Origin of the sequence: Corynebacterium kutscheri (assembly GCF_000980835.1) — a bacterium.
GTDB lineage: Bacteria > Actinomycetota > Actinomycetes > Mycobacteriales > Mycobacteriaceae > Corynebacterium > Corynebacterium kutscheri.
On sequence record NZ_CP011312.1, the window covers coordinates 1,040,500 to 1,060,228 of the forward strand.

A 19,729-nucleotide genomic window follows, 5' to 3' on the forward strand; every position below is an offset into this window, starting at 1 on the left:
TATGGCTAATAAAAAGAACCTTGGTATGCCAGGCGAAGACGAAGAGACAGTTTTCGTTTATCACACTCACGATGGCGAAATGGATGCTCAGGAAGTATTTATCGAAGAAGATATTCCTGCCCCTCATGGCGGCTATGCTGCCACCGATTTTGATGAGTCCGAGTTTAATTACGACCCATCCTTTGATATCGAAGATATCGACGAGACTGAGTTTTCTGATCCTGATTTTGGTAATGATTATACCGACGAGGAATGGGAAGATCTCGAACGCGCTTTTGGTGTTGAACAACCGGGGCATTTCGAAGAAGCTCTTTGCACGGTAGCTATTGTTGGTAGACCAAACGTGGGTAAGTCTTCACTGGTGAACCGTTTTATTGGCCGTCGTGAAGCAGTTGTGGAAGATTTTCCCGGGGTAACTCGTGACCGCATCTCTTATCTTGCCGATTGGGGCGGAAAACGTTTTTGGGTGCAAGACACCGGTGGCTGGGATCCTAATGTCAAAGGCATTCATGCAGCAATCGCACGTCAGGCTGAGGTTGCTATGCAGACAGCTGACGTTATTGTTATGGTCGTCGATACCATGGTTGGTATTACTGAGACCGATGCGGTCATGGCAAAGAAACTCCAGCGGGCAGATGTGCCGGTTATTCTAGTAGCCAATAAATTTGATTCCGAGACTTTTTATGCAGATATGGCCGAGTTTTATGCATTAGGACTTGGCGACCCATGGCCGGTTTCTGCACAACATGGTCGCGGTGGTGCAGATGTTTTGGAAGAAATTCTGGCACGATTCCCAGAAACTCCACGCAGTTCCACAATTACTGAAGGTCCACGTCGCGTGGCTTTGGTTGGTAAGCCAAATGTGGGTAAATCCAGCCTGCTTAATAAACTTACCGGTGAATCACGTTCAGTGGTCGATAATGTTGCTGGTACTACCGTTGACCCAGTGGATTCATTGGTGCAATTAGATCAGCATCTGTGGAAGTTTATTGATACCGCTGGTTTGCGCAAGAAGGTTAAAAACGCTCAAGGACATGAGTACTATGCCTCGCTTCGCACTCGGGGAGTTATTGATGCGGCCGAGATCTGTATTTTTATGATTGATTCCTCACAGCCGGTCTCGGAACAAGATCAGCGTGTGCTGAATATGATCCTGGAAGCCGGCAAGGCGTTAGTGCTGGTCTTTAATAAATGGGATCTTATGGAAGAAGATCGCCGGTGGGAATTAGAGCGCGAAATAGAACAACAGCTCGCCCATATTCCATGGGTAAAACGCATTAATATTTCTGCTGAAACCGGGCGTGCTGTCCAACGTCTAGAACCATATATGGTGGAAGCATTAGAGAGTTGGGATAAGCGTATTACTACTGGTCAGCTTAATAACTGGTTGCGAGCTACCATTGCGCAAAACCCACCACCGATGAAGGGCGGTAGAGTACCACGGGTTCTTTTTGCCACCCAAGCCTCAACTCGACCACCAACAATCGTTTTATTCACCACCGGCTTCCTCGATGCAGGTTATCGCCGTTATTTGGAGCGAAAGTTCCGGGAAGCCTTTGGTTTTACCGGCTCACCAGTTCGCATTGCGGTTCGCGTGCGCGAGCGACGAGGCAAAAAAAACTAAACACACCCTAGCCCGTGGCCTTCACCAAAGCCACGGGTTTCTTGTAAGGAAAGGTAAAAAGTAGTGGCAATTAATTATTCCGCCCTACCTGGACCTGGCAGCCAAGCATCACGGTTACCCACTGCCCAAGATAAGCGGTGGACACTCAAAACAGTCTTGGCGCAGCGTCCCTGGAGTTTTGTAGCCAGTATTTCTACGGCAGCAGCCTTTATCTGCCAGGCATTATTACCAGTTATTGTCGGCAATGCAATTGATCGAGGTATTGCTAGTGGAGATTTCACCCAATTTTTTCCCTGGTTGATTGCACTAAGCGTCGTTATTGTCCTTAATTTTGGGGTCAATTTTTCCGCCCGTTTTTTCTTAATCCGATCAGAGCTTATTCTTGGGCATGATTTACGTACTGAGGTAACCGATAGAATCCAAGATCCTCGTGGTTTAGCTGGGCATAATCGAAGTGCCGGTAGCTTGTTATCTATAGCAAGTGCAGATACTGAGTGAGTAGCTACCACCGTTATGATTACTGTTTTTCCGGTGGCTGAGTTTGCCTCTATTGTCTATGTGACAACAATGCTTACCCGTACTCATTGGATATTAGGTGTTGCCATTCTTATGGGAGCTCCACTGCTGATTATGGTGGCAATGCTTTTTGGTACGCCTTTACAAAAACGTTCTGGACACCGGCAAGCAGCGGTTGCTGATGCCGCCGCTACTGCAACTGACGTAGTGCAAGGGTTAAGAATTATTAAAGGCTTGGGTGCGGTAACCACAGTACGTCAACGTTATAAAGTTGCTTCGGATGAGGCTTTTAGGCGCACGATTTCTGCTAATAGTGCTGAGGCTAGACTTAATGGTGCTACCGAGCTAACCGGCATGTTACTGACTACTTCATTAGGTGTAGTCAGTGGCTTTATGGCTATCAATGGTGTTATTAGCATCGGTTAAGTAATTATTGTTGTTGGGCTTACCCAATTCATTATCACCCCAATGACCATGTTTGGCCGTAACCTAGTTTCAAAATGGGCATCGGCCAAGGCCTCTGGAGCCCGGATTCAAGAAGTACTGCGTGCTGGTTATATCCGTGAGTTAACTACAGATTCTAATGATGTTGTCGAACGTATTCCGCTGGGGATAAGTGTTATTGAAAATAAATTGAGTTCTGCAGAGCGTGATCGCTGGGAAACATTAGATCGGTGCCGAGTTATTGTTGCCCCGCATCAGGCTTCGCTTTTCGACGGCACTATTGCAGAAAATATTGCTGCTTTTTCAACGCAGCACAGTAGCACTGAGATTACTCAAGCACTCTATGCCGCTAGCGGTACTGATATTCCTGGTGGGGATCAGCGTGAAGTAGGTGAGGAAGGACGATTACTTTCTGGTGGACAGCGTCAGCGAGTAGCCCTTGCCCGAGCACTTGCTGCAGATCCTGATGTATTGATGCTTATTGATCCCACTACTGCGGTGGATTCGGTCACCGAATCCCAGATTGCGCAACGGGTTGCTCAGTTAAGAATAGGGAAGCGAACTGTCGTCGTTAGTGATGCACCAAGTTGGCGCATAGTTGCTGATCGGGTAGTAACCGTTGATCAAGCACAAAGTTGGTTAGTAGGCAGTTATGAATAGTGACTTACATTTTCCATTAGCCAGAGTAAGCGATATTCGAAGCCAACTTAGTGTACAACTGCGCGCTATCCCGCGGGCACGATGGTGGTTTTTATTGGCAGTAGTACTGCTGATTTGCGGCGCTGTTGCTACTACGTGGGTGCCGATTATGCTGGGAAGAATTATTGATATTGTCAGCAGCAGTGACAATTCTGCGCACGCAAGCACCCAACTTATCCAACTCGCTATGGTTACTGCATTTATTGTACTAGTTGCTGCAATAGCTAATGCACTGGGGTTTTATCTGATTTCGCGGCTTGCCGAAAGAATTATTGCTAATTTACGAGAAGATATGGTCAGTACTGCTTTGGGCTTACCCACACACCAGGTTGAAGATGCTGGTACCGGTGATTTGATTAGTCGGTCCACTGATGATGTAGCTACCCTATCGCAGTCGGTGACTGAATCTATTCCGGTTTTAACGACCGCACTGTTTACCGTCGTTGTTACCGGAATTGCACTTTTTAGTATTGAATGGCAGTTTTTCTTTATCCCATTAGCAGCTGCCCCTATTTATTATTGGGGAGCACGACAGTACCTTAGAGTAGCCCCGGCGCGGTATGCAGCAGAGCGTGCCAGTATGGGTGAGCGAGCCCATCGGGTATTAGAAGCAATTCGCGGTCGTGATACTGTGCGTGCTTATCGGATGGAAGAAGTAATGCATAACCGTGTTTCTGAGGCTTCGTGGCAGGTTGTTACTCGTGGTATGCGTGCACGCATGACTATGCTAACGCTAAACTCCTGGCTCATACTTGGGGAATGGGTCATGCTATTTTTTGCCCTTCTGTTGGGTTTTTTCTTGGTTCGTTCACACAGCGTTAGTATTGGCGGAGTTACTGCTGCGGTATTGCTATTGATCCGTATTCGTGGCTCAATTAATATGCTTATGCGTGTGCTTGACACGGTTCAATCTGGTTATGCTTCATTAGCGCGCATTGTGGGCGTGAGTGTGAATCCGCCAGTAGAAGTACCGTCATCGCATGCTGGTGTACCGCGCGGTGAGGTAGAACTAAAACAGGTTAATTTTAGCTATCAAGAAAATCAGTGGGCAGTTCGTAACGTTAATATGCGCATTGAACCTGGGCAAACAGTTGCTATTGTAGGTGCTTCGGGTGCCGGGAAAACAACAGTTGCAGCACTTGTAGCAGGGCTTCGGGAACCAAGTTCTGGTCAAGTGCTTATCGACGGCCAAGAGGTGACTACTTTTTCTGATGCAGAGCGCAAAGCGCGATTGGCTATGGTTAGCCAGGAAGTATATGTTTTTTCTGGAACTCTGCGTGAAGATCTCACCTTAGCGCGACCTGATGCTACTGATGAGGAACTTATTTATGTGCTCAACAGAGTGCATGCGTTAGAGTGGTTTGAACAATTGGTTGATGGTTTTGATACCGTTGTTGGTGCGCGTGGCTTAGCAATCGAGCCATTAGAGGCACAACAATTAGCTTTAGCGCGTATTTTATTATTGGATCCAGCAATTGTGATTATGGATGAGGCGACCGCAGAAGCTGGTTCGCAAGGCGCAACGGCATTAGAACAAGCAGCTGAGGAAGTCACCCGAGATCGTACTGCATTAGTGGTGGCACATAGACTAGATCAAGCACAAGCGGCTGATGTGGTAGTAGTTATGGAGGCTGGTGAAATCGTTGAAGCTGGTAGCCATGCGGAATTACTTAGCCTTCAGGGGCGTTACCATACTTTATGGCAGGCATGGATAAAAGGACGTAGTTAAGTAGTACTACAATGTCAGGGAAAAGTTTTGGTGGGGTTTAAGCCTTGCGCAGAATAAAAGCATCGACACGGTAGGGAAGTTCGATGAGAGTTTCTGGAGTATGACCGAGGTGGTCATAAAGATACCAATTCAGATTAGAGTTTACCCGTGCTCGCGTAGTGTTATTTGCCCGTAACCAATAAGAACGTGTGCGGGTAAGCGCATGTATATCTTCGGGGAGCAGTGTTTGTATCCAGGAGTCACGCAGAATATCAACTATCTCCCAGGGAGTTGCATGCGGAGGAATGAAGCCACGTTTAAGGGTATCGCCAGAATGCATAATCCTACTGAGCCGGTGTACCCAGGGGATGTCTACATTAAGGGAATTCCACACCAATAATAATGGGGCATCAGAAGTAGATATCCGCGCTAACTCATGGCTGGTTTGATTTGTATCAAGCCAGTGCCAGGTTTGGGCGCAAGTAATTGCGTCGATAGTTCCTGTGCCTAATCCAGTAGCTTCGGCACGGGCACGTATGCGATGTGCTGGTGTGTGTTTAGCAAGTTCATCAAGCATATCTTTACTGGTATCAAGTGCAATAACAGTACCTAAATCAATTAAATTTGCGGTGAGTTTACCGGTGCCGGATCCAATATCGACAATGGTGAGTTGGTGCTGCGGTAAATATGCACGGAAAAAATCCTGGACTATTAAGGGATAACCGGGGCGAATATCGTGATAGTTGCTCGCACCTTGATTAAAAGCTGCCGATGAATTGCGTCGGTGCTCAGCCGAGGAAAATTTCGGTGTATTGCGATGAGATAATGGGGGGATATACATAGCGTTTTCTTATCTTAGTGGTACTGATATTCCTAGTGTGATACTGGTGTTTTTATAACTGTTAGATAAACGAAAATATCCTATGGTTGGTGTCAGAGAAACTTTAAAGATGAGAGGGGATATAGTGAAACGATGCAAAAAGAATCAGCCCGAATCTATGGTTTGGATTTAGCTCGTGCATTAGCAATTATCGGGATGATTGCAGCGCATTCTGGAATTACTCACCCAGTAATTAGGGGAGTAGCTAGTGGTTTCCCTTCGGCGTTATTTGCTGTCCTTGCTGGAGTATCAGTAGGAATTATTTCAGCGCGGGGACGCATATTAGGTGGAGTACCACAGTTACAAATGCGATTGTCATTATTAACGCGTGGGCTGCTTATTGCTGGTATTGGGTTTCTTCTCGAAGCATTTCCTTCCTATATTGTTGTTGTTTTGGGTTCGATTGCTGCAGAGATTATTATTCTCACTCTGGTTATCAATTGGCGCACGCGTAATCTGGCGTTACTTTTGATTGGGCTGGTTTTTATAGGACCCGCAATAGCTGCCTTAGCAGTGTTGCTTGGTATCTATTCCGGCTGGCTAGTCGGTGTTTACCCGTTATTTGCCTGGTTAGCTTACGGACTTAGCGGTATGATTGTTCACCGCATTTTCATTGAACAAGGTAGTAGGAAAAAATGGTTACTGCTTGGCGGGATAACGGTAGTACCAACAATTTTTGCGTTTTGGTATCGGATTAAAGGGATTCATGCTCAATATGGGGATGAGAGTGCTACTTATGTAGCAGATAAGTCTGCGGCATTCAGTGATGGATTACTTCCGGAGTATGAAGAAAATTTTAGTTTTTGGCGCGATTACTTCTCTCCGATGGCACATAGTGGTGGTCTTGGCGACGTTGTGCTGTCTATTGCGGTAGCTCTTGCAGTTATTTCTCTTTGCGTCGTTATCTGTGAGCCGAATTTGTTGCGTAAAGTAATGTACCCATTGCGCGCTATGGGGCAAATGTCGTTAACCTCATATACTTTGCATGTTATTGCTTCTGGAATACTGGTCATACTTGTGTCCTTCACTAATAATGATGGCAGCAGCTTAGGAGCTACCGAGATGGCGCCTCAAGCAGAGGAAACGCAGTATGGTCGGCCGTGGCAAGAATACCAAGATCTAGTTAATCAAGCAGAAAATTGGTCGGATTTTTATGACCTTAAGTATCCTCCCAGCCCTAAGCTGGATACGGATTACGATACGATTGATAATGGTGAAACCTTTGCCTGGATTGAGTTTGCTGTTCAAATAGTAGGAATCTCGATTTTTGCAATGTTGTGGCAGCTTTTGCCGCGGTTTCATCGTCGTGGCCCATGGGAATCGTTTATTAGGTGGGCAACGCGTAAGTTTTCTCAGGTGCCACCAGGAAAAGAACCAGAAAATTATTCGATTTAATTGGGCTAGCACATTCTAGTATCCGTGGCTAATAGACATAGCTTCAATGAAAAAACTTTAATTGTCTAGTTAGCGGTCTTGATATTGATTAACTTTTTTCAAAGGGTTGATCCCGGATTAGTGTAAAACAAAAAATAGACCAGGACATTTTGCTCTGGTCTATATATTTTGTCGGGCTAACAGGATTTGAACCTGCGACCCCTTGACCCCCAGTCAAGTGCGCTACCAAGCTGCGCCATAGCCCGTTGTTATAGGAAACCCTGTAACGAGGGAAAGGTTACACTACTGTTATCTACTATGCCTAATTGGCAGGTAAAAGGTTTGTGCACCTAGTTGGGGACTTATTCTATCTCGTCATCATAAAACCAGCGGCCGTTTTGTCGGCGAAAAACTGAGCGTTCGTGGTGTATATGTATTGTGGGATCAATGCCAATAATGTAGGTAGCATCAAATTCAATCTCACCATAGGAATCAAATTCTGTTCCCCCAGTAATGTGCAGGATCTCTAGCTTTACCCAGCTAATATCTTCAGCGAATTGAATGTCGAGCGGACGGGTATCGGGATACCACGTTTTGATTAGATAATCACGATTAGCTAGTGCAAAGGCACTGTATCGAGAGCGCATTAGTTTTTCTGCGGTAGACGGGGCTATCGTACCATTCAGATAGGGTTCACAGCAATCATTAAAGTCAGATCCTGATCCACAAGGACAGTCAGTAATGGTTTTAATTAATTTCATAAAAACGCGTTTTCCCTACAATAAGGCTGATATCAGATAGCTAGTCCACTATTTTACTTGAAAAGATCAATGATTCTCGATGGAGCTAGAGCAATGCTAGCAATCGGGTGTACGCTGGCAGCGATTTTTCTTATTGCTTTCTTAGCTCATGGCAGAATAAACGCTATTAGTTTAATGAGACGGGTTGTAGCGATATATGATGCGACATTATCTTTTCTCACGCCTTCCAAGGAGATGACGAATTTAAGTGGCAACTTTTGACTGGTTTTGGAATGCCATGGGTGGCAAAGCTACCCGTAATCAAAAGAAATCCCGAGCAGTCGTGGATAAAGTTGATACTTGGCGTGATCAATGGGCGTCGAAAAGCGACACGGAGATTGCAGCCCGTGCCAAGGAATTAGCTCATACCGGTGAGCTTGTACAGCCTGCGGAGTTTCTTGCACTTTTAAGTATTGCTGCTGAGCGCACTCTAGGTCTAAAACCATTTGATGTGCAAAACCAGGCTGTTCTTGGACTGCTTGGTGGCGATGTTATCCAGATGGCCACTGGTGAAGGTAAAACCCTAGTCGGAGCAATGGCAAATACTGGTTTCGCACTGATGGGTAAACGCGTGCATGCGATTACTGTCAATGATTATTTGGCTGCCCGCGATGCTCAATGGATGGGGCCGCTGGTAGAGTTTTTTGATCTTAGCGTGGCTGCGATTACCGAAAACCTTAGCCGTGAACAACGTCGGGAAGTATACCGGGCCAATATTGTCTATGGGGCAGTAAGTGAGATTGGTTTTGATGTATTAAGAGATCAGCTTATTACTGACCGAAAAGACGCAGTACAACATGGTGCAGATGTAGCTGTTGTTGATGAAGCTGACAGTGTTTTAGTAGATGAGGCATTGGTTCCACTTGTTCTTGCCGGCAATGAGCCTGGTTATGCTCCTACTGGCCGGATTACGCAGATTGTTGCTAAGTTGATCGAAGGCGAGGATTACATCTTTGATGATGACCGGCGCAATGTTTTTCTTACTGAGCAAGGCGCACAAAAAGTTGAGCATCGGTTAGGCATTAACTCGCTTTACGACGACGAACATGTCGGTTCTACACTCGTTCAAGTTAATCTTGCCTTACACGCTCAAGCGCTACTGATTCGAGACATTCACTATATCGTTCGAGACGGAAAAGTTGCACTTATCGACGCCTCTAAAGGTCGTGTTGCCGATTTACAGCGTTGGCCAGATGGGGTACAAGCTGCTGTGGAAGCCAAAGAAGGACTGAAAGTCACTGAGGGTGGGCGGATTCTGGACACTATTACTCTGCAGGCGTTGATGGGTAGATATCCAGTTGTTTGTGGTATGACTGGTACTGCTGTGGAAGCAACTGACCAACTGCGTCAGTTTTATGATTTGCGGGTAGCCGAGATCCCACGGCATAAGGAACTACGTCGTTTTGATGAAGCTGATCGAGTCTATGCAACCAGTGAAGAGAAGTTTCGCGCCATTATTAAAGAAATTCGCTTACTGCATGAAACCGGTCAGCCAGTGTTGATTGGTACTCATGATGTTGCTGAATCAGAGGCAATTGCTCAAGCACTAGCTGAGGCAGGTATTGATTGCAATGTTTTGAATGCAAAAAATGATGCAGAAGAGGCACGCATTATCGCCGAAGCTGGTGATTTAGCTCGGGTGACTGTTTCTACTCAGATGGCTGGTCGAGGTACCGATATTCGCCTTGGTGGGGCAGATGAACGTGATTATGAAGCAGTTGTTTCCCGCGGTGGGCTTGCTGTGATTGGTACGACTAGACATCGTAGCTCTCGATTGGATAACCAATTGCGTGGTCGAGCAGGACGTCAAGGAGATCCGGGGTTATCACTTTTCTTCTTATCATTAGAAGACGATGTGGTTGCAGTTGGTGGAGCTGGCGAAGAAGTGACTGCGCAACCAGAAGCTGATGGACTTATTGAATCTAAGCGGATTCGTGATTGGATAGAGCATTGCCAGCGTGTTACCGAAGGGCAGCTACTAGAAATTCATTCTCAAACATGGAAGTACAATAAGCTGCTTGCCGATCAACGCATTATCGTTGATGAACGCCGCTCTGTTTTGCTTGATAGTAACCAAGCCTGGCAGGAATTATCTCAACGAGCCCCACAGCGGGCGCAAGAACTTATGCACCTTGATTCAGCGATTGTCGAACAAGCTGCCAGAGAAATTATGTTGTATCACTTGGATTATGAGTGGAGTGAGCATCTAGCACTGATGGATGATGTTCGAGAATCCATTCACTTGCGCGCAATTGCTCGAGAAACCCCCATTGATGAGTACCACCGCATTGCAGTACGAGAGTTTAAAGAATTAGCACAACGCGCCGTGGATAAAGCTGTAACTACTTTTAAAGAAGTGCTTATCGACGATGAGGGTGCGCATTTAGCAGATCATGGTTTAGCTCGTCCATCAGCAACCTGGACATATATGGTTTCTGATAATCCGCTTGCCGGTTCTGGTAATTCAGTATTAAAAGGAATTGGAGCAATCTTTAAATAGGTGAGAATGGGGGGATAGCACTTGTCACTCTATGCGCTAAAAGCTAATAAAAAGCCAGACGCAGCGTAATAAAAAGAGAATTTTTTGATTGTGATATGAACCTAAACCATTGATTTTTAGCAATAGCGGCTATGATGTTATTCATTAGCTTGCGTAGGTATCTGCATTCTATAGTTTCAGTATCTGCGGTCAGTAGAAATAAAGTTGTAAAATTTAGTGAGGTTGTTTTTATCTATAATGTTGCTGCTGCTTATCTGCGGTGAAACAGGATAAAAGCTAAGTCATAAAAACAGCAAACTCGGAGGTTGAACATGAGCGACATCATTGGTGAACCTGAGGTACAGGTTGAAACCACATCCGTTTTTCGCGCGGATCTGCTCAAGGAAATGGAGTCTGGTGCGGTAGCAACACCTGCAGCTGGCTCGGACATTACACCTCCAGCAGGTGCAGCTATGCTGGTTGTTAAGCGTGGCCCCAACGCCGGAGCACGCTTTTTATTAGATCGTCCGGTTACTACTGCTGGCCGGCATCCAGAGAGCGATATTTTCTTAGATGATGTGACGGTTTCTCGTCGTCATGCGGAGTTTCGTCTGGAAAATGAAACCTTCGAAGTTGTTGATGTTGGATCTTTAAATGGTACCTATATCAACCGTGAACCTCGTAACAGTGAGATTCTTTCTACCGGTGATGAGATTCAGATCGGTAAGTTCCGTTTGGTTTTCTTAGCGGGTAACATTGGTTCTACCTCGCGCAGTTAATGTGTGTTTATGGATACCCCTGACCTTTTCTAGCTTTAAGAGTTTTATATATTTATGAACGCAACCGCGCATCAGAGTACTGCTTCTGCTCAGCAAAGCACTAAACGGGCAAAAAAGACTGTGTCTATCGGCGTAGTTATCGAGACCCTTACTAAGGAATTCCCGGACGTTACTGTCTCTAAAATCCGTTTTTTGGAATCAGAAGGCCTTATTACCCCGCAGCGGACTTCATCTGGGTATCGTCGTTTTACAGCCGATGATGTAGATCGGTTGCGGTTTATTTTGACTACCCAGCGTGATAATTATTTGCCGTTAAAGGTAATTCGCGAACAGCTAGAGGCAATGGATTCGGGGGCTGTGACTCAGCTCAAGAAGACTACTGGTGATCAGCTTATTGGGCCGGAAAGTTTTGCTGCACCTACCTTAACTCGGCTTACTGATTCTGATTTGGCGGAGCGTGCTGAAGTGAGCATACAGTTAGTTACTGAGCTCATTGAAGCACATGTGGTCGTGCCAGATTCCTCAGGTTTTTTTACTAATGATGATGTGAGCATCGTTAGTGTTGCTGAGCAGCTGAAAGGTTTTGGTTTCGATACTCGCCATTTGAAGTCTCTGCGTAACACTGCTGCGCGTCAAGCGGATTTGATTCAACGAGCAGCTACACCAGTGGCGAGGTTAAGTGCTGATGGCAAAGAACGAGCTGATGATATGAAGCAGCAAATGACTGCTTTGGTGGTATCAATGCATGCTACTTTGGTAAAAAGTGTCTTGCGTGGCAATCATTCATAAAAACTTATTGCATAGTTGTAGTGTTATCAAACAGATAAAACTGCAGTTCAAGCCAGATTTTAAGATAAAGCTTCCAGTTATGAAAGCTGGGAGCTTTTATTTATCGCACCAGAGACTAACAGGAGATCAAAATGGCTTTTCAGGAAGTTGATTGTCTAGGCGCTAGGTTTATTGGGCCAGATGAGCATTGCTGTATTCTTTTGCGTGGTAATGATAGTGGTCGAATTCTGCCTATTTGGGTGACTTATCACGATGTTATGCCAATGGTTATGCGTGATAGTGGTTATATTCCTAATCGTCCGCAGAAGTATGATATTTTTTCTGATTTACTCTTCCAACAAGATGGAGTGGGGTTAGAAGAAATACGTATTAGTTCTTATTATCAGGGTGTTTTTATTGCCTCGATTGTGCTTAGCGATGGCCGTGAGTTTGATGCTCGCCCGGTTGATGCAATTGGATTTGCTCAGCATGTATTAGGTCGCATTGTTGTGGATGAAGAAGTTATGCAGCAGGCATCTATTTTTATCTCTGATGACGATATGCAGCGCTATTTCGAAATTTATCCTGAACCAAGTAAAAAGAGCGTGCCAGTTCCAGATAGTGATGAAGATTTTCAGGCTTTGCTTTCCGAAATGGGGATTAGGGAAGAAGATCTAGAACTTGGAGATTTAGGTTCTGAGCTACCTGATATTGATGATTTTCCAGGTCTAGATGAAGATAAGAACTAACAGAATTGTAAATAGTGCCAGCTAGTTAGTGAATACTAAAACAATTGTTGTCATTGTTATTTATGTTATTAAAGGTGACAATGGTGTAATTAAAGTCTAAACTTCAACTTGAGGTTTATGTTTCGGGCGTGTTGCGCGATTTTTGCTTGACGTTGGTTTAACCTTAGCTAAGAATAAAAGAGGGCTCGAAGCGAAGCCAGAGATCGCAGGAGTAAAAACAAACATGACTGAATACAATGACGCACCAGGTGTACAAGGATCCCTTTTCTATATGGGTCCAGATAAAGAAGTAGGATACCGCGTTCCTACTGCTTGCCAGGTTGCCGGCATCACCTACCGACAGTTGGATTATTGGGCACGTACCGGTTTGGTTACCCCAACCATTCGTACTGCCCATGGTTCTGGTTCTCAGCGACTATATTCTTTTAAAGATGTGCTGGTACTCAAGATTGTTAAACGACTTCTTGATACAGGTATTTCTTTGCAAAATATTCGTTTGGCAGTAGATAAATTACGTGACCGCGGTGTAGATGACCTTGCTAATATCACCCTAGTTTCCGATGGTGCCACGGTATATGAGTGCAGCTCTAATGAGGAAGTTATTGACCTTCTTGGCGGTGGGCAAGGGGTGTTTGGTATTGCAGTTCCAGGAATTATGAAGGAACTTACCGGTACTATTTCCAATTTCCCTTCCGAGCGTATCGACGATTCCTTTGGTGGCGATAATGTTGTTGGTGTCGATGAACTAGCGGTGCGACGCCGTCGTAAGTCTTCTTAACTAAAAAGCGGCTTAAACCTAAATACGTTACCTAATTAAAGCCCGGACCAATTTTCTCTGGCTGGTCTGGGTTTTTGCTATATGAATGCTGCTAGTGGATAAGCAGAGTTTTAATTAATTTTTCTAGCGCCATAAAAAATTAGGCACAAATAAAACTCAGCAGGTAACTGGAAAGTATAAGTTACCGGCTGAGCTATTAAAGGTTAAAGCATTCTTGTATTTACCAGCAGACAATAGGTTGCCGGATAAACATCGACAATAAGATATGCGTTGCTTATTAGCGCTTAGGGCGCGGATTACGCTTTACTAAATCTATGAACCTATCGATATGCCCTTGAACAAACTCGGTGGTATCTGCTGATAGGAAACTGCCATCTTCGTTCAATAACGATGGGGACTGGCCAAGAAAAACTTCTGGCTGTCCTTGGATGGGCATATCAAAATAGGACAGGGCTAATTTTAAATTTTTCTGTGATGAGTAGCCGCCCATGCGCCCAACTGAGTGACTGATAATTGCTGCTGGGAGATTCTTCCATGCAACATCATTGTTTGGCTTCGATCCGATATCGATAGCATTTTTTAGGCAAGCAGGAATGGTGCGGTTATTTTCTGGAGTCACGAATAAAACCCCATCTGCTTTTTTGATGGTTTCGCGGAATGCAGTGTATTCCTTAGGAGTTGGTTTATCTGTGATCTCTGGGTCATCGTAGTCGAAATCATAAAGTGGGAGATCACGGATTTCAACGATATGTGCAGTTACTTCATCACTGAACATATGGAGAGTATTCTGTGCGATCTTGCGCGCAACTGAACCGCCACGAAGGCTGCCAATAATGACGGCGATATCGAGTTTATTATCTGTTGTAGACATAGTTTTCCTTGTGAATAAGTTATGAAGAAATTAGAAATCCCAGTCTTCGTTAGAAGTTTCTTCCGCCCGGCCGATAACATAAGAGGAGCCAGAGCCAGAGAAGAAATCATGATTCTCATCTGCTCCAGGAGTTAGTGCTGCCAGAATTCGGGGGTTTACTTGAGTTTCTTCTGGTGCGAAATAAGCAGGATAACCGAGATTCATCAAGGCTTTATTTGCGTTGTAGCGGACGAATACCTCGACATCAGGCATTAACTCACTGTCTTTATAAAGCTCCCCGGAATATTCCAGTTCTAGTTGGTAGAGCTTTTCGAGTAGTTCGATGGTAAAGATTCGCATTTCTTCTTGCTTTTCAGCAGAATGTTTTTCTAATCCACGCTGGTATTTATAGCCAGAATAATAACCGTGCACTGCTTTATCCCGAAGAATAAGACGAACCATATCTGCTGTATTCGTCATTGTTCCACAAGCGGAAAAATGCAGGGGTAGGTAGAAACCGGCGTAGAGCAGTAATGAGGAAAGCAAAGTGGAAGAGACTTTGCGCTTGAGCGGATCCTCGCCGAAATAGTGCCGCAATACTGTCTTGGCTCGTTCTTGGAGCACTTCATTTTGGGTAGACCAATCATAAGCTTCGTTGATTTCTGCAGTGCTACACAGGGTTGAGAATACCGAAGAGTAGGAGCGAGCATGTACTGATTGCATGAATGCAATATTTGTATAAACGGCTTCTTCATGCTCGGTTTGTGCATCATGAATCTGGCTGATTTCGCCCACAGTAGCCTGCACGGTATCTAGGAGAGTTAACCCAGTAAATACCCGCATGGTGAGGGTGCGCTCATCGTCTGTGAGACGACGCCACGAAGGTAAGTCGTTGGATAGTGGTACTTTTTCGGGGAGCCAAAAATTAGCTGTCAGGCGATTCCATACCTCAAGGTCTTTATCATCAATGAGCTTGTTCCAATTGATGGGATGTATTGGTTTATCGGGGGCATATCGAAATTGTGGAGGAGTAATAACATCCTGTGAGGCCATTGGGTTCCTTTCGAATGTAATGGCAAGGTATTGCTAAAAAAATTAGGAATTATTCTGAGCTGTGAGCTCGGAGGAATGTATTTCTGAATCGATGGGGATCGATGTGTTGATCTCATCGGGATTATTTAATTGTGCAAAGAATTCATCGAGGCCTTCGTTAACCCGTGCGACGTCGTAGTCAGTGCCTAGTAATTCAAATTGATATAGGTTTGGGACGTGGCATTTAGCGGAAATAACAGAACCTGCAATACAGTAAGCTGAGCCAAAATTAGTGTTGCCGGAAGTAATAACACCACGTAAGAACTGGCGGTTGGTGGGATTATTGAGGAATTTTATAACTTGTTTAGGAACAGCACTTTTTTCTTCGCCGCCGCCATAGGACGGGACGATAAGAACATAGGGACGGCTGACTTGTATGGTTCCTTCAATCTTGGGTCGCAGGGGAATTCTTGCGGCTGCTCGATTAAGTTTTTGTACGAACCGATGAGTATTTTCCGAAGCACTAGAGAAGTAGATGATGTCCGGGGACTCTGAGGGGGCAAGTATGCGAGCGTCCATGAGCACAGCCTAATCTTGTAATTACAAGAATCGCAACACTAAAGTTCAAAGCTATGTTTTTAAAAGTTCAATGGATTGAACTTTTCTTTGTTGTGTGGGATTGCTTTATTGATTATTACATTTAGGTGATGTTAGCTAAACCTAATATTGATAGCTCAGGGATATGCGGGATAAAAGGAAAGAGATTAGTAGCAGGGAGATAAAAATAAACCGGTAACTCAAATGTTTTGAGTTACCGGTGACAGCGTTAGAAAGTTAAAAACTTCTTAGTTTAAGATCCCAGTCCAGATGCTGAAGCTATTGCATCAGCAATCTGATTAGGCTCGCTTGCTAGATAAACATTACCTTTTAATTCTTGTGCGGCCGTAGCAACTGCCGTATCTTGTTCGCCAGTGCCAATGTGTACTACATCAAGAATAACCCCGGCAGCTTGCGCAGTTTGAGTGCTGGTGCTTAGATCATCAGTATCGTCGGTACCGGTAGTGACTAAGACAACGCGTACTGGTCGTGAGGTTTCTTGTGCCTGAGCGCTGGCAGAACTTAACGCGGCATGAAGAGAACTTCGGGTATAAGACATACCTCCGGTGCCAAAACGAGTAACGGCTGTGGCAGCTTCATTGCCGCCAGCACCATTGGAGAAGGCGACATTAACGCGCCAACCTTGGGTAACACCAGGATTAAGTGGCGAAGAGTAATTCCACAGGGCAACTGGGTGGTTTTGGGCACCAATAGCTAATGCTGCATCAGCAATAGCTTGGGCAGTAGTTTCAAAAACAGTACCCATAGATGCAGAAGTATCAAAAAGATAAAGCGTATCAGTTACTGGTTGTTCTTGATTGCTTCCAGGTGCACTAGCATTACTATCAGCGGTAGCAGAGCCGTCGAAAAGTGCGAGAGCCTCATATGCTGCGATACGAGCCGTGGTGTTAGTTGTCTCAGCCACCGTTTGTGAACTGGAAAAATCGGCACCTGCTCGGGTGGTATCTTCAGAAACACTATCGGTTGGACTTAGCGCAACTGCACGCACTGGAACATAGAGATCTGGTGCGGCAAAAAAACTATACCCTTCAGCTTTGTCATTTTCAGTAGCGGAAATTGTTTGCGCTTGGTCAGCTACCGCACCATCAAGGGTGGTAGTGCGGTTAGTATTGAGATCATCGTGGATAGTATCGACACTATTATTATTAACCTGCGCAGACACTAAAGCAGCTGCTACCGAATTAGTTGCCACGGCATAAGTAATTGCATCAGGATTATTCCAATCAAAAGCACCAGTAGAAATTACCCCAGCGGGAATTTGTGCAATAGTTGGCCAATCAAGGGTTGCTGCGGAACGGTTAGCCTCAGTCAGAAGAGCATTGACTTGGCCTTCAGAGCTAGTAGTTAAATAAACGCCCGCTTCAGAAAGTTCGCTATAGCGGGCAGTAACGCAATGATCGCGCACAATTGGCGAGGAAGCATTGTATGCTTCGATAAAACTCTGTGCACGTTCTTCGGTATCTGCAGCTACACCAAGGCTAAGATCGCCAGCAACGCAGTTCGCACTAGTCATAGTGGAATCATTAGTACGCGTACTGACAAACCAGAACACCGCAAGAGCGATCGCGACAATAATAGCGATGATCGTTGCAATCAATGATCCTGCGATCTTATTATTTTTTTCACCAGTTGTATGTCTGCCCACTGATTTTCCCTCACGTTTCCTAGTGGTCGGCTGAAACCAGTTTAATCTGTTCTGCCTGTGAGATGACTTCGACAAGCCGATTGCGCAGGGGAGTAGCTCGTTGAGCTAATTGTCTCTGGCGCTCAACATACTCAGCTTTTCCAGCAGGAGTCTCAATAGCAACAACACCTAGCCCATAAGCACGACAATCATAAGGCGATGCTTCCATATCCAAGATTCGGGCATCCCAGGCCAATTCAAAACAGTCTAACCATAAATCGCCTGGAACAAGCGGGCTGAGCTTAGCTGCCCATTTATATAAATCCATTGCGGCATGTAGACATGCACGTTGTTCACTAACCGGCTGGTCCTGACGGTTAAGCACAGTAAGATTAAGTGGGCGAGCAGCCGGGGTAAAAAATCGAAACGCATCAACATGCGTACACCGAATTGAGTGGGCTTCTACGACTGCATCACTACCTGCAGCCCCAAGACGCAGGGGTAAATTATGTCGTGGCGAATTTGTTTTATAGACCATCGCCCATTCATGCAGTCCGAAGCAATCAAAATGTACCGGATTGGTTTCAGTGCGAATAAGCAGTTGCTTTAAGTAGCGTATCGAGTCTCCTCGAGTATGAAAAAGCCTATTGATATCCGCAGTTGTTACCCCATGAGTGGTGTGATAGTTGCGCCATGATGCTTGTGGGCAATCACCGGTTAACCCAATGCCTACTCCAGGATGCCATCGTTGTAAATGCGCAACCCGAATAGGATAGTACTCAAAAAGGAAATCAAATACGGGATGTGTTATTCCTGCTTTGCGACGAGCCAAGTGATCGCGAGTAAGTTTTTCTGCACGGTAGGCATGTTGGTTGGCTAATGGCTGCCACTGCTGTGGACTAAGAATAGTTTCTGGGGGCATATTAAGCTTGTTCATGTGTCCAGTCAGAAAACTTTCCCACATATTCTTCAATAAGATCTTCTAACGTAATAACGCCAATGAGTTGACCACGTTGGCGTACCTGCGCCATATGCGCAGATTTACGATGCATTAATTCCAAAGCATCCTCAAGACTGCCGGAGGCATCGACAATAGATAGAGGACGAATTTCAGCGCGATGGATCGTGGTATCACCGTCGGGATCTTCAAATCGGTCAAGAACATCCTTGATATGAACATAACCGATATAGGAGCCATCTTTATTCAGTACCGGAAAACGTGAGAACCCAGTTTCGCCGACAAGAGTTTCCAATGCACTAATTTGTGGGCCGCGGTGCCCAAAATCTAGGGTGCGAACTTTTTCTAATGGAATCATAACTTCGGTCAGCGAACGTTGATCAGAACGAAGTGCCTTGCGCAGGCGAGCAGTTTCCTCAGCATCAAGCAGTCCCTCTGAATTGGATTCAGCGATCATGGTTGCTAATTGTTGTGGATCGACAGTTGAATCTAATTCATCTTTTTGTTCGATTCCAAAAAGTCGCAGGGTAATACGTGCTAACCAGTTCATAAACGCAATAAAAGGACGCGTTATGCGCATGAAAGCTAATAGTGCAGGGGTAAGCCACAATGCTAAGGTCTCTGGTCCAGCAAGCGCAATATTCTTAGGAACCATTTCACCAAAGAGAATATGCAGATAAGTAATAAGACCTAAGGCAATAACAAAGGATACTGGGTGGAGTAGATTATCGGGCATACCTAGTACATGGAAAGGTTCCTCAATAAAATGCGCGATAGCTGGCTCCGCGACTTTACCAAGAATAAGCGAACAGATGGTGATCCCAAATTGGCAGGCTGCGAGCGCTAAAGAAAGGTTTTCAGTTGCATGAAGCACTCGCTGAGCTCCGCGACGTCCCTGGGCAATGAGGTTTTCTATCCGGTCTCGTCGAGAAGAAATCAGGGCAAACTCACTGGCCACGAAAAAGGCATTGGCCACAAGCAAACCCACAATCATGATAATGGTGCTAAAAACACCCATGGCCTTATTCCTTATCCTGTTCTGAATTTTG

The 19,729-nt window shown here is 45.3% G+C and carries 19 protein-coding genes and 1 tRNA gene; 11 read left to right on the top strand and 9 right to left on the bottom strand.

Going from position 1 to position 19,729, the window contains the following annotated elements:
* The first annotated feature begins 1 nt into the window (after nucleotide 1).
* The 5 genes from der to UL82_RS04795 all read left to right on the top strand — a co-directional run bounded on the left by der (nucleotide 2) and on the right by UL82_RS04795 (nucleotide 5,012).
* Nucleotides 2-1,624 carry a ribosome biogenesis GTPase Der gene (der, locus tag UL82_RS04785; protein WP_046439305.1) on the top strand — a complete coding sequence of 541 codons (1,623 nt, stop codon included), beginning with the start codon at nucleotides 2-4 and terminating at the stop codon, nucleotides 1,622-1,624.
* A gap of 63 nt (nucleotides 1,625-1,687) precedes the next feature.
* A complete protein-coding gene (locus UL82_RS11585) occupies nucleotides 1,688-2,122 on the top strand; it encodes an ABC transporter ATP-binding protein (protein ID WP_330217324.1) in 435 nt (144 codons plus the stop codon).
* Nucleotides 2,123-2,137: 15 nt separating this feature from the next.
* Nucleotides 2,138-2,566, top strand: coding sequence for an ABC transporter transmembrane domain-containing protein (locus tag UL82_RS11590; protein ID WP_330217325.1), 429 nt, complete (start codon nucleotides 2,138-2,140; stop codon nucleotides 2,564-2,566).
* Nucleotides 2,567-2,608: 42 nt separating this feature from the next.
* Nucleotides 2,609-3,244 (top strand): ATP-binding cassette domain-containing protein, encoded by a 636-nt coding sequence (locus UL82_RS11595; protein WP_330217326.1) that lies wholly within the window; start codon nucleotides 2,609-2,611, stop codon nucleotides 3,242-3,244.
* A complete protein-coding gene (locus UL82_RS04795) occupies nucleotides 3,237-5,012 on the top strand; it encodes an ABC transporter ATP-binding protein (protein ID WP_046439307.1) in 1,776 nt (591 codons plus the stop codon). Before UL82_RS11595 ends, UL82_RS04795 begins: the two co-directional genes overlap by 8 nt.
* A gap of 37 nt (nucleotides 5,013-5,049) precedes the next feature.
* Here the strand turns inward: UL82_RS04795 and UL82_RS04800 are convergent, their stop codons facing one another.
* Nucleotides 5,050-5,832, bottom strand: coding sequence for a class I SAM-dependent methyltransferase (locus UL82_RS04800; protein WP_046439309.1), 783 nt, complete (start codon nucleotides 5,830-5,832; stop codon nucleotides 5,050-5,052).
* Between the two features lie 132 nt (nucleotides 5,833-5,964).
* Here UL82_RS04800 and UL82_RS04805 point away from each other — a divergent pair, with 132 nt between their 5' ends.
* Nucleotides 5,965-7,266, top strand: coding sequence for a DUF418 domain-containing protein (locus tag UL82_RS04805; RefSeq protein ID WP_046439311.1), 1,302 nt, complete (start codon nucleotides 5,965-5,967; stop codon nucleotides 7,264-7,266).
* Between the two features lie 171 nt (nucleotides 7,267-7,437).
* Here the strand turns inward: UL82_RS04805 and UL82_RS04810 are convergent.
* Both UL82_RS04810 and UL82_RS04815 read right to left on the bottom strand, forming a co-directional pair.
* Nucleotides 7,438-7,511, bottom strand: a tRNA-Pro gene (locus UL82_RS04810).
* A gap of 96 nt (nucleotides 7,512-7,607) precedes the next feature.
* Nucleotides 7,608-8,006: a YchJ family protein gene (locus UL82_RS04815; RefSeq protein WP_046439312.1), complete on the bottom strand. Its 399-nt coding sequence runs from the start codon at nucleotides 8,004-8,006 to the stop codon at nucleotides 7,608-7,610.
* 247 nt (nucleotides 8,007-8,253) lie between these two features.
* Between UL82_RS04815 and secA2 the strand changes: the two genes are divergently transcribed.
* The 5 genes from secA2 (at nucleotide 8,254) to UL82_RS04845 (ending at nucleotide 13,598) form a co-directional block, all read left to right on the top strand.
* A complete protein-coding gene (gene secA2, locus UL82_RS04825; protein ID WP_046439316.1) occupies nucleotides 8,254-10,545 on the top strand; it encodes an accessory Sec system translocase SecA2 in 2,292 nt (763 codons plus the stop codon).
* A 311-nt stretch (nucleotides 10,546-10,856) separates the two neighbouring features.
* The gene (odhI, locus tag UL82_RS04830; protein WP_046439318.1) at nucleotides 10,857-11,303 is read left to right on the top strand and encodes an oxoglutarate dehydrogenase inhibitor Odhl; all 447 of its coding nucleotides are present in this window, start codon (nucleotides 10,857-10,859) and stop codon (nucleotides 11,301-11,303) included.
* A gap of 54 nt (nucleotides 11,304-11,357) precedes the next feature.
* Nucleotides 11,358-12,092, top strand: a complete 735-nt coding sequence (ftsR, locus tag UL82_RS04835; RefSeq protein WP_046439320.1) for a transcriptional regulator FtsR — start codon at nucleotides 11,358-11,360, stop codon at nucleotides 12,090-12,092.
* A gap of 131 nt (nucleotides 12,093-12,223) precedes the next feature.
* Nucleotides 12,224-12,820, top strand: a complete 597-nt coding sequence (locus UL82_RS04840; protein WP_046439321.1) for a bifunctional nuclease family protein — start codon at nucleotides 12,224-12,226, stop codon at nucleotides 12,818-12,820.
* Nucleotides 12,821-13,043: 223 nt separating this feature from the next.
* Nucleotides 13,044-13,598: a MerR family transcriptional regulator gene (locus tag UL82_RS04845; protein WP_046439322.1), complete on the top strand. Its 555-nt coding sequence runs from the start codon at nucleotides 13,044-13,046 to the stop codon at nucleotides 13,596-13,598.
* A gap of 277 nt (nucleotides 13,599-13,875) precedes the next feature.
* Here the strand turns inward: UL82_RS04845 and UL82_RS04850 are convergent, their stop codons facing one another.
* The 6 genes from UL82_RS04850 to UL82_RS04875 all read right to left on the bottom strand — a co-directional run bounded on the left by UL82_RS04850 (nucleotide 13,876) and on the right by UL82_RS04875 (nucleotide 19,698).
* Complete coding sequence (locus tag UL82_RS04850) at nucleotides 13,876-14,469, bottom strand: NADPH-dependent FMN reductase (RefSeq protein WP_046439323.1); 594 nt, start codon at nucleotides 14,467-14,469, stop codon at nucleotides 13,876-13,878.
* A gap of 30 nt (nucleotides 14,470-14,499) precedes the next feature.
* Nucleotides 14,500-15,501, bottom strand: coding sequence for a class 1b ribonucleoside-diphosphate reductase subunit beta (gene nrdF / locus UL82_RS04855; protein WP_083966421.1), 1,002 nt, complete (start codon nucleotides 15,499-15,501; stop codon nucleotides 14,500-14,502).
* Between the two features lie 42 nt (nucleotides 15,502-15,543).
* On the bottom strand, nucleotides 15,544-16,059 hold the full coding sequence (nrdI, locus tag UL82_RS04860) for a class Ib ribonucleoside-diphosphate reductase assembly flavoprotein NrdI (protein WP_046439325.1): 516 nt from the start codon (nucleotides 16,057-16,059) through the stop codon (nucleotides 15,544-15,546).
* A 271-nt stretch (nucleotides 16,060-16,330) separates the two neighbouring features.
* Nucleotides 16,331-17,743 carry a VWA domain-containing protein gene (locus UL82_RS04865; RefSeq protein WP_046439327.1) on the bottom strand — a complete coding sequence of 471 codons (1,413 nt, stop codon included), beginning with the start codon at nucleotides 17,741-17,743 and terminating at the stop codon, nucleotides 16,331-16,333.
* 19 nt (nucleotides 17,744-17,762) lie between these two features.
* Nucleotides 17,763-18,659 (bottom strand): hypothetical protein, encoded by an 897-nt coding sequence (locus UL82_RS04870; protein WP_046439329.1) that lies wholly within the window; start codon nucleotides 18,657-18,659, stop codon nucleotides 17,763-17,765.
* Complete coding sequence (locus UL82_RS04875) at nucleotides 18,646-19,698, bottom strand: hemolysin family protein (protein WP_046439331.1); 1,053 nt, start codon at nucleotides 19,696-19,698, stop codon at nucleotides 18,646-18,648. The genes UL82_RS04870 and UL82_RS04875 overlap by 14 nt, the downstream gene beginning before the upstream one ends.
* Between the last annotated feature and the right edge of the window lie 31 nt (nucleotides 19,699-19,729).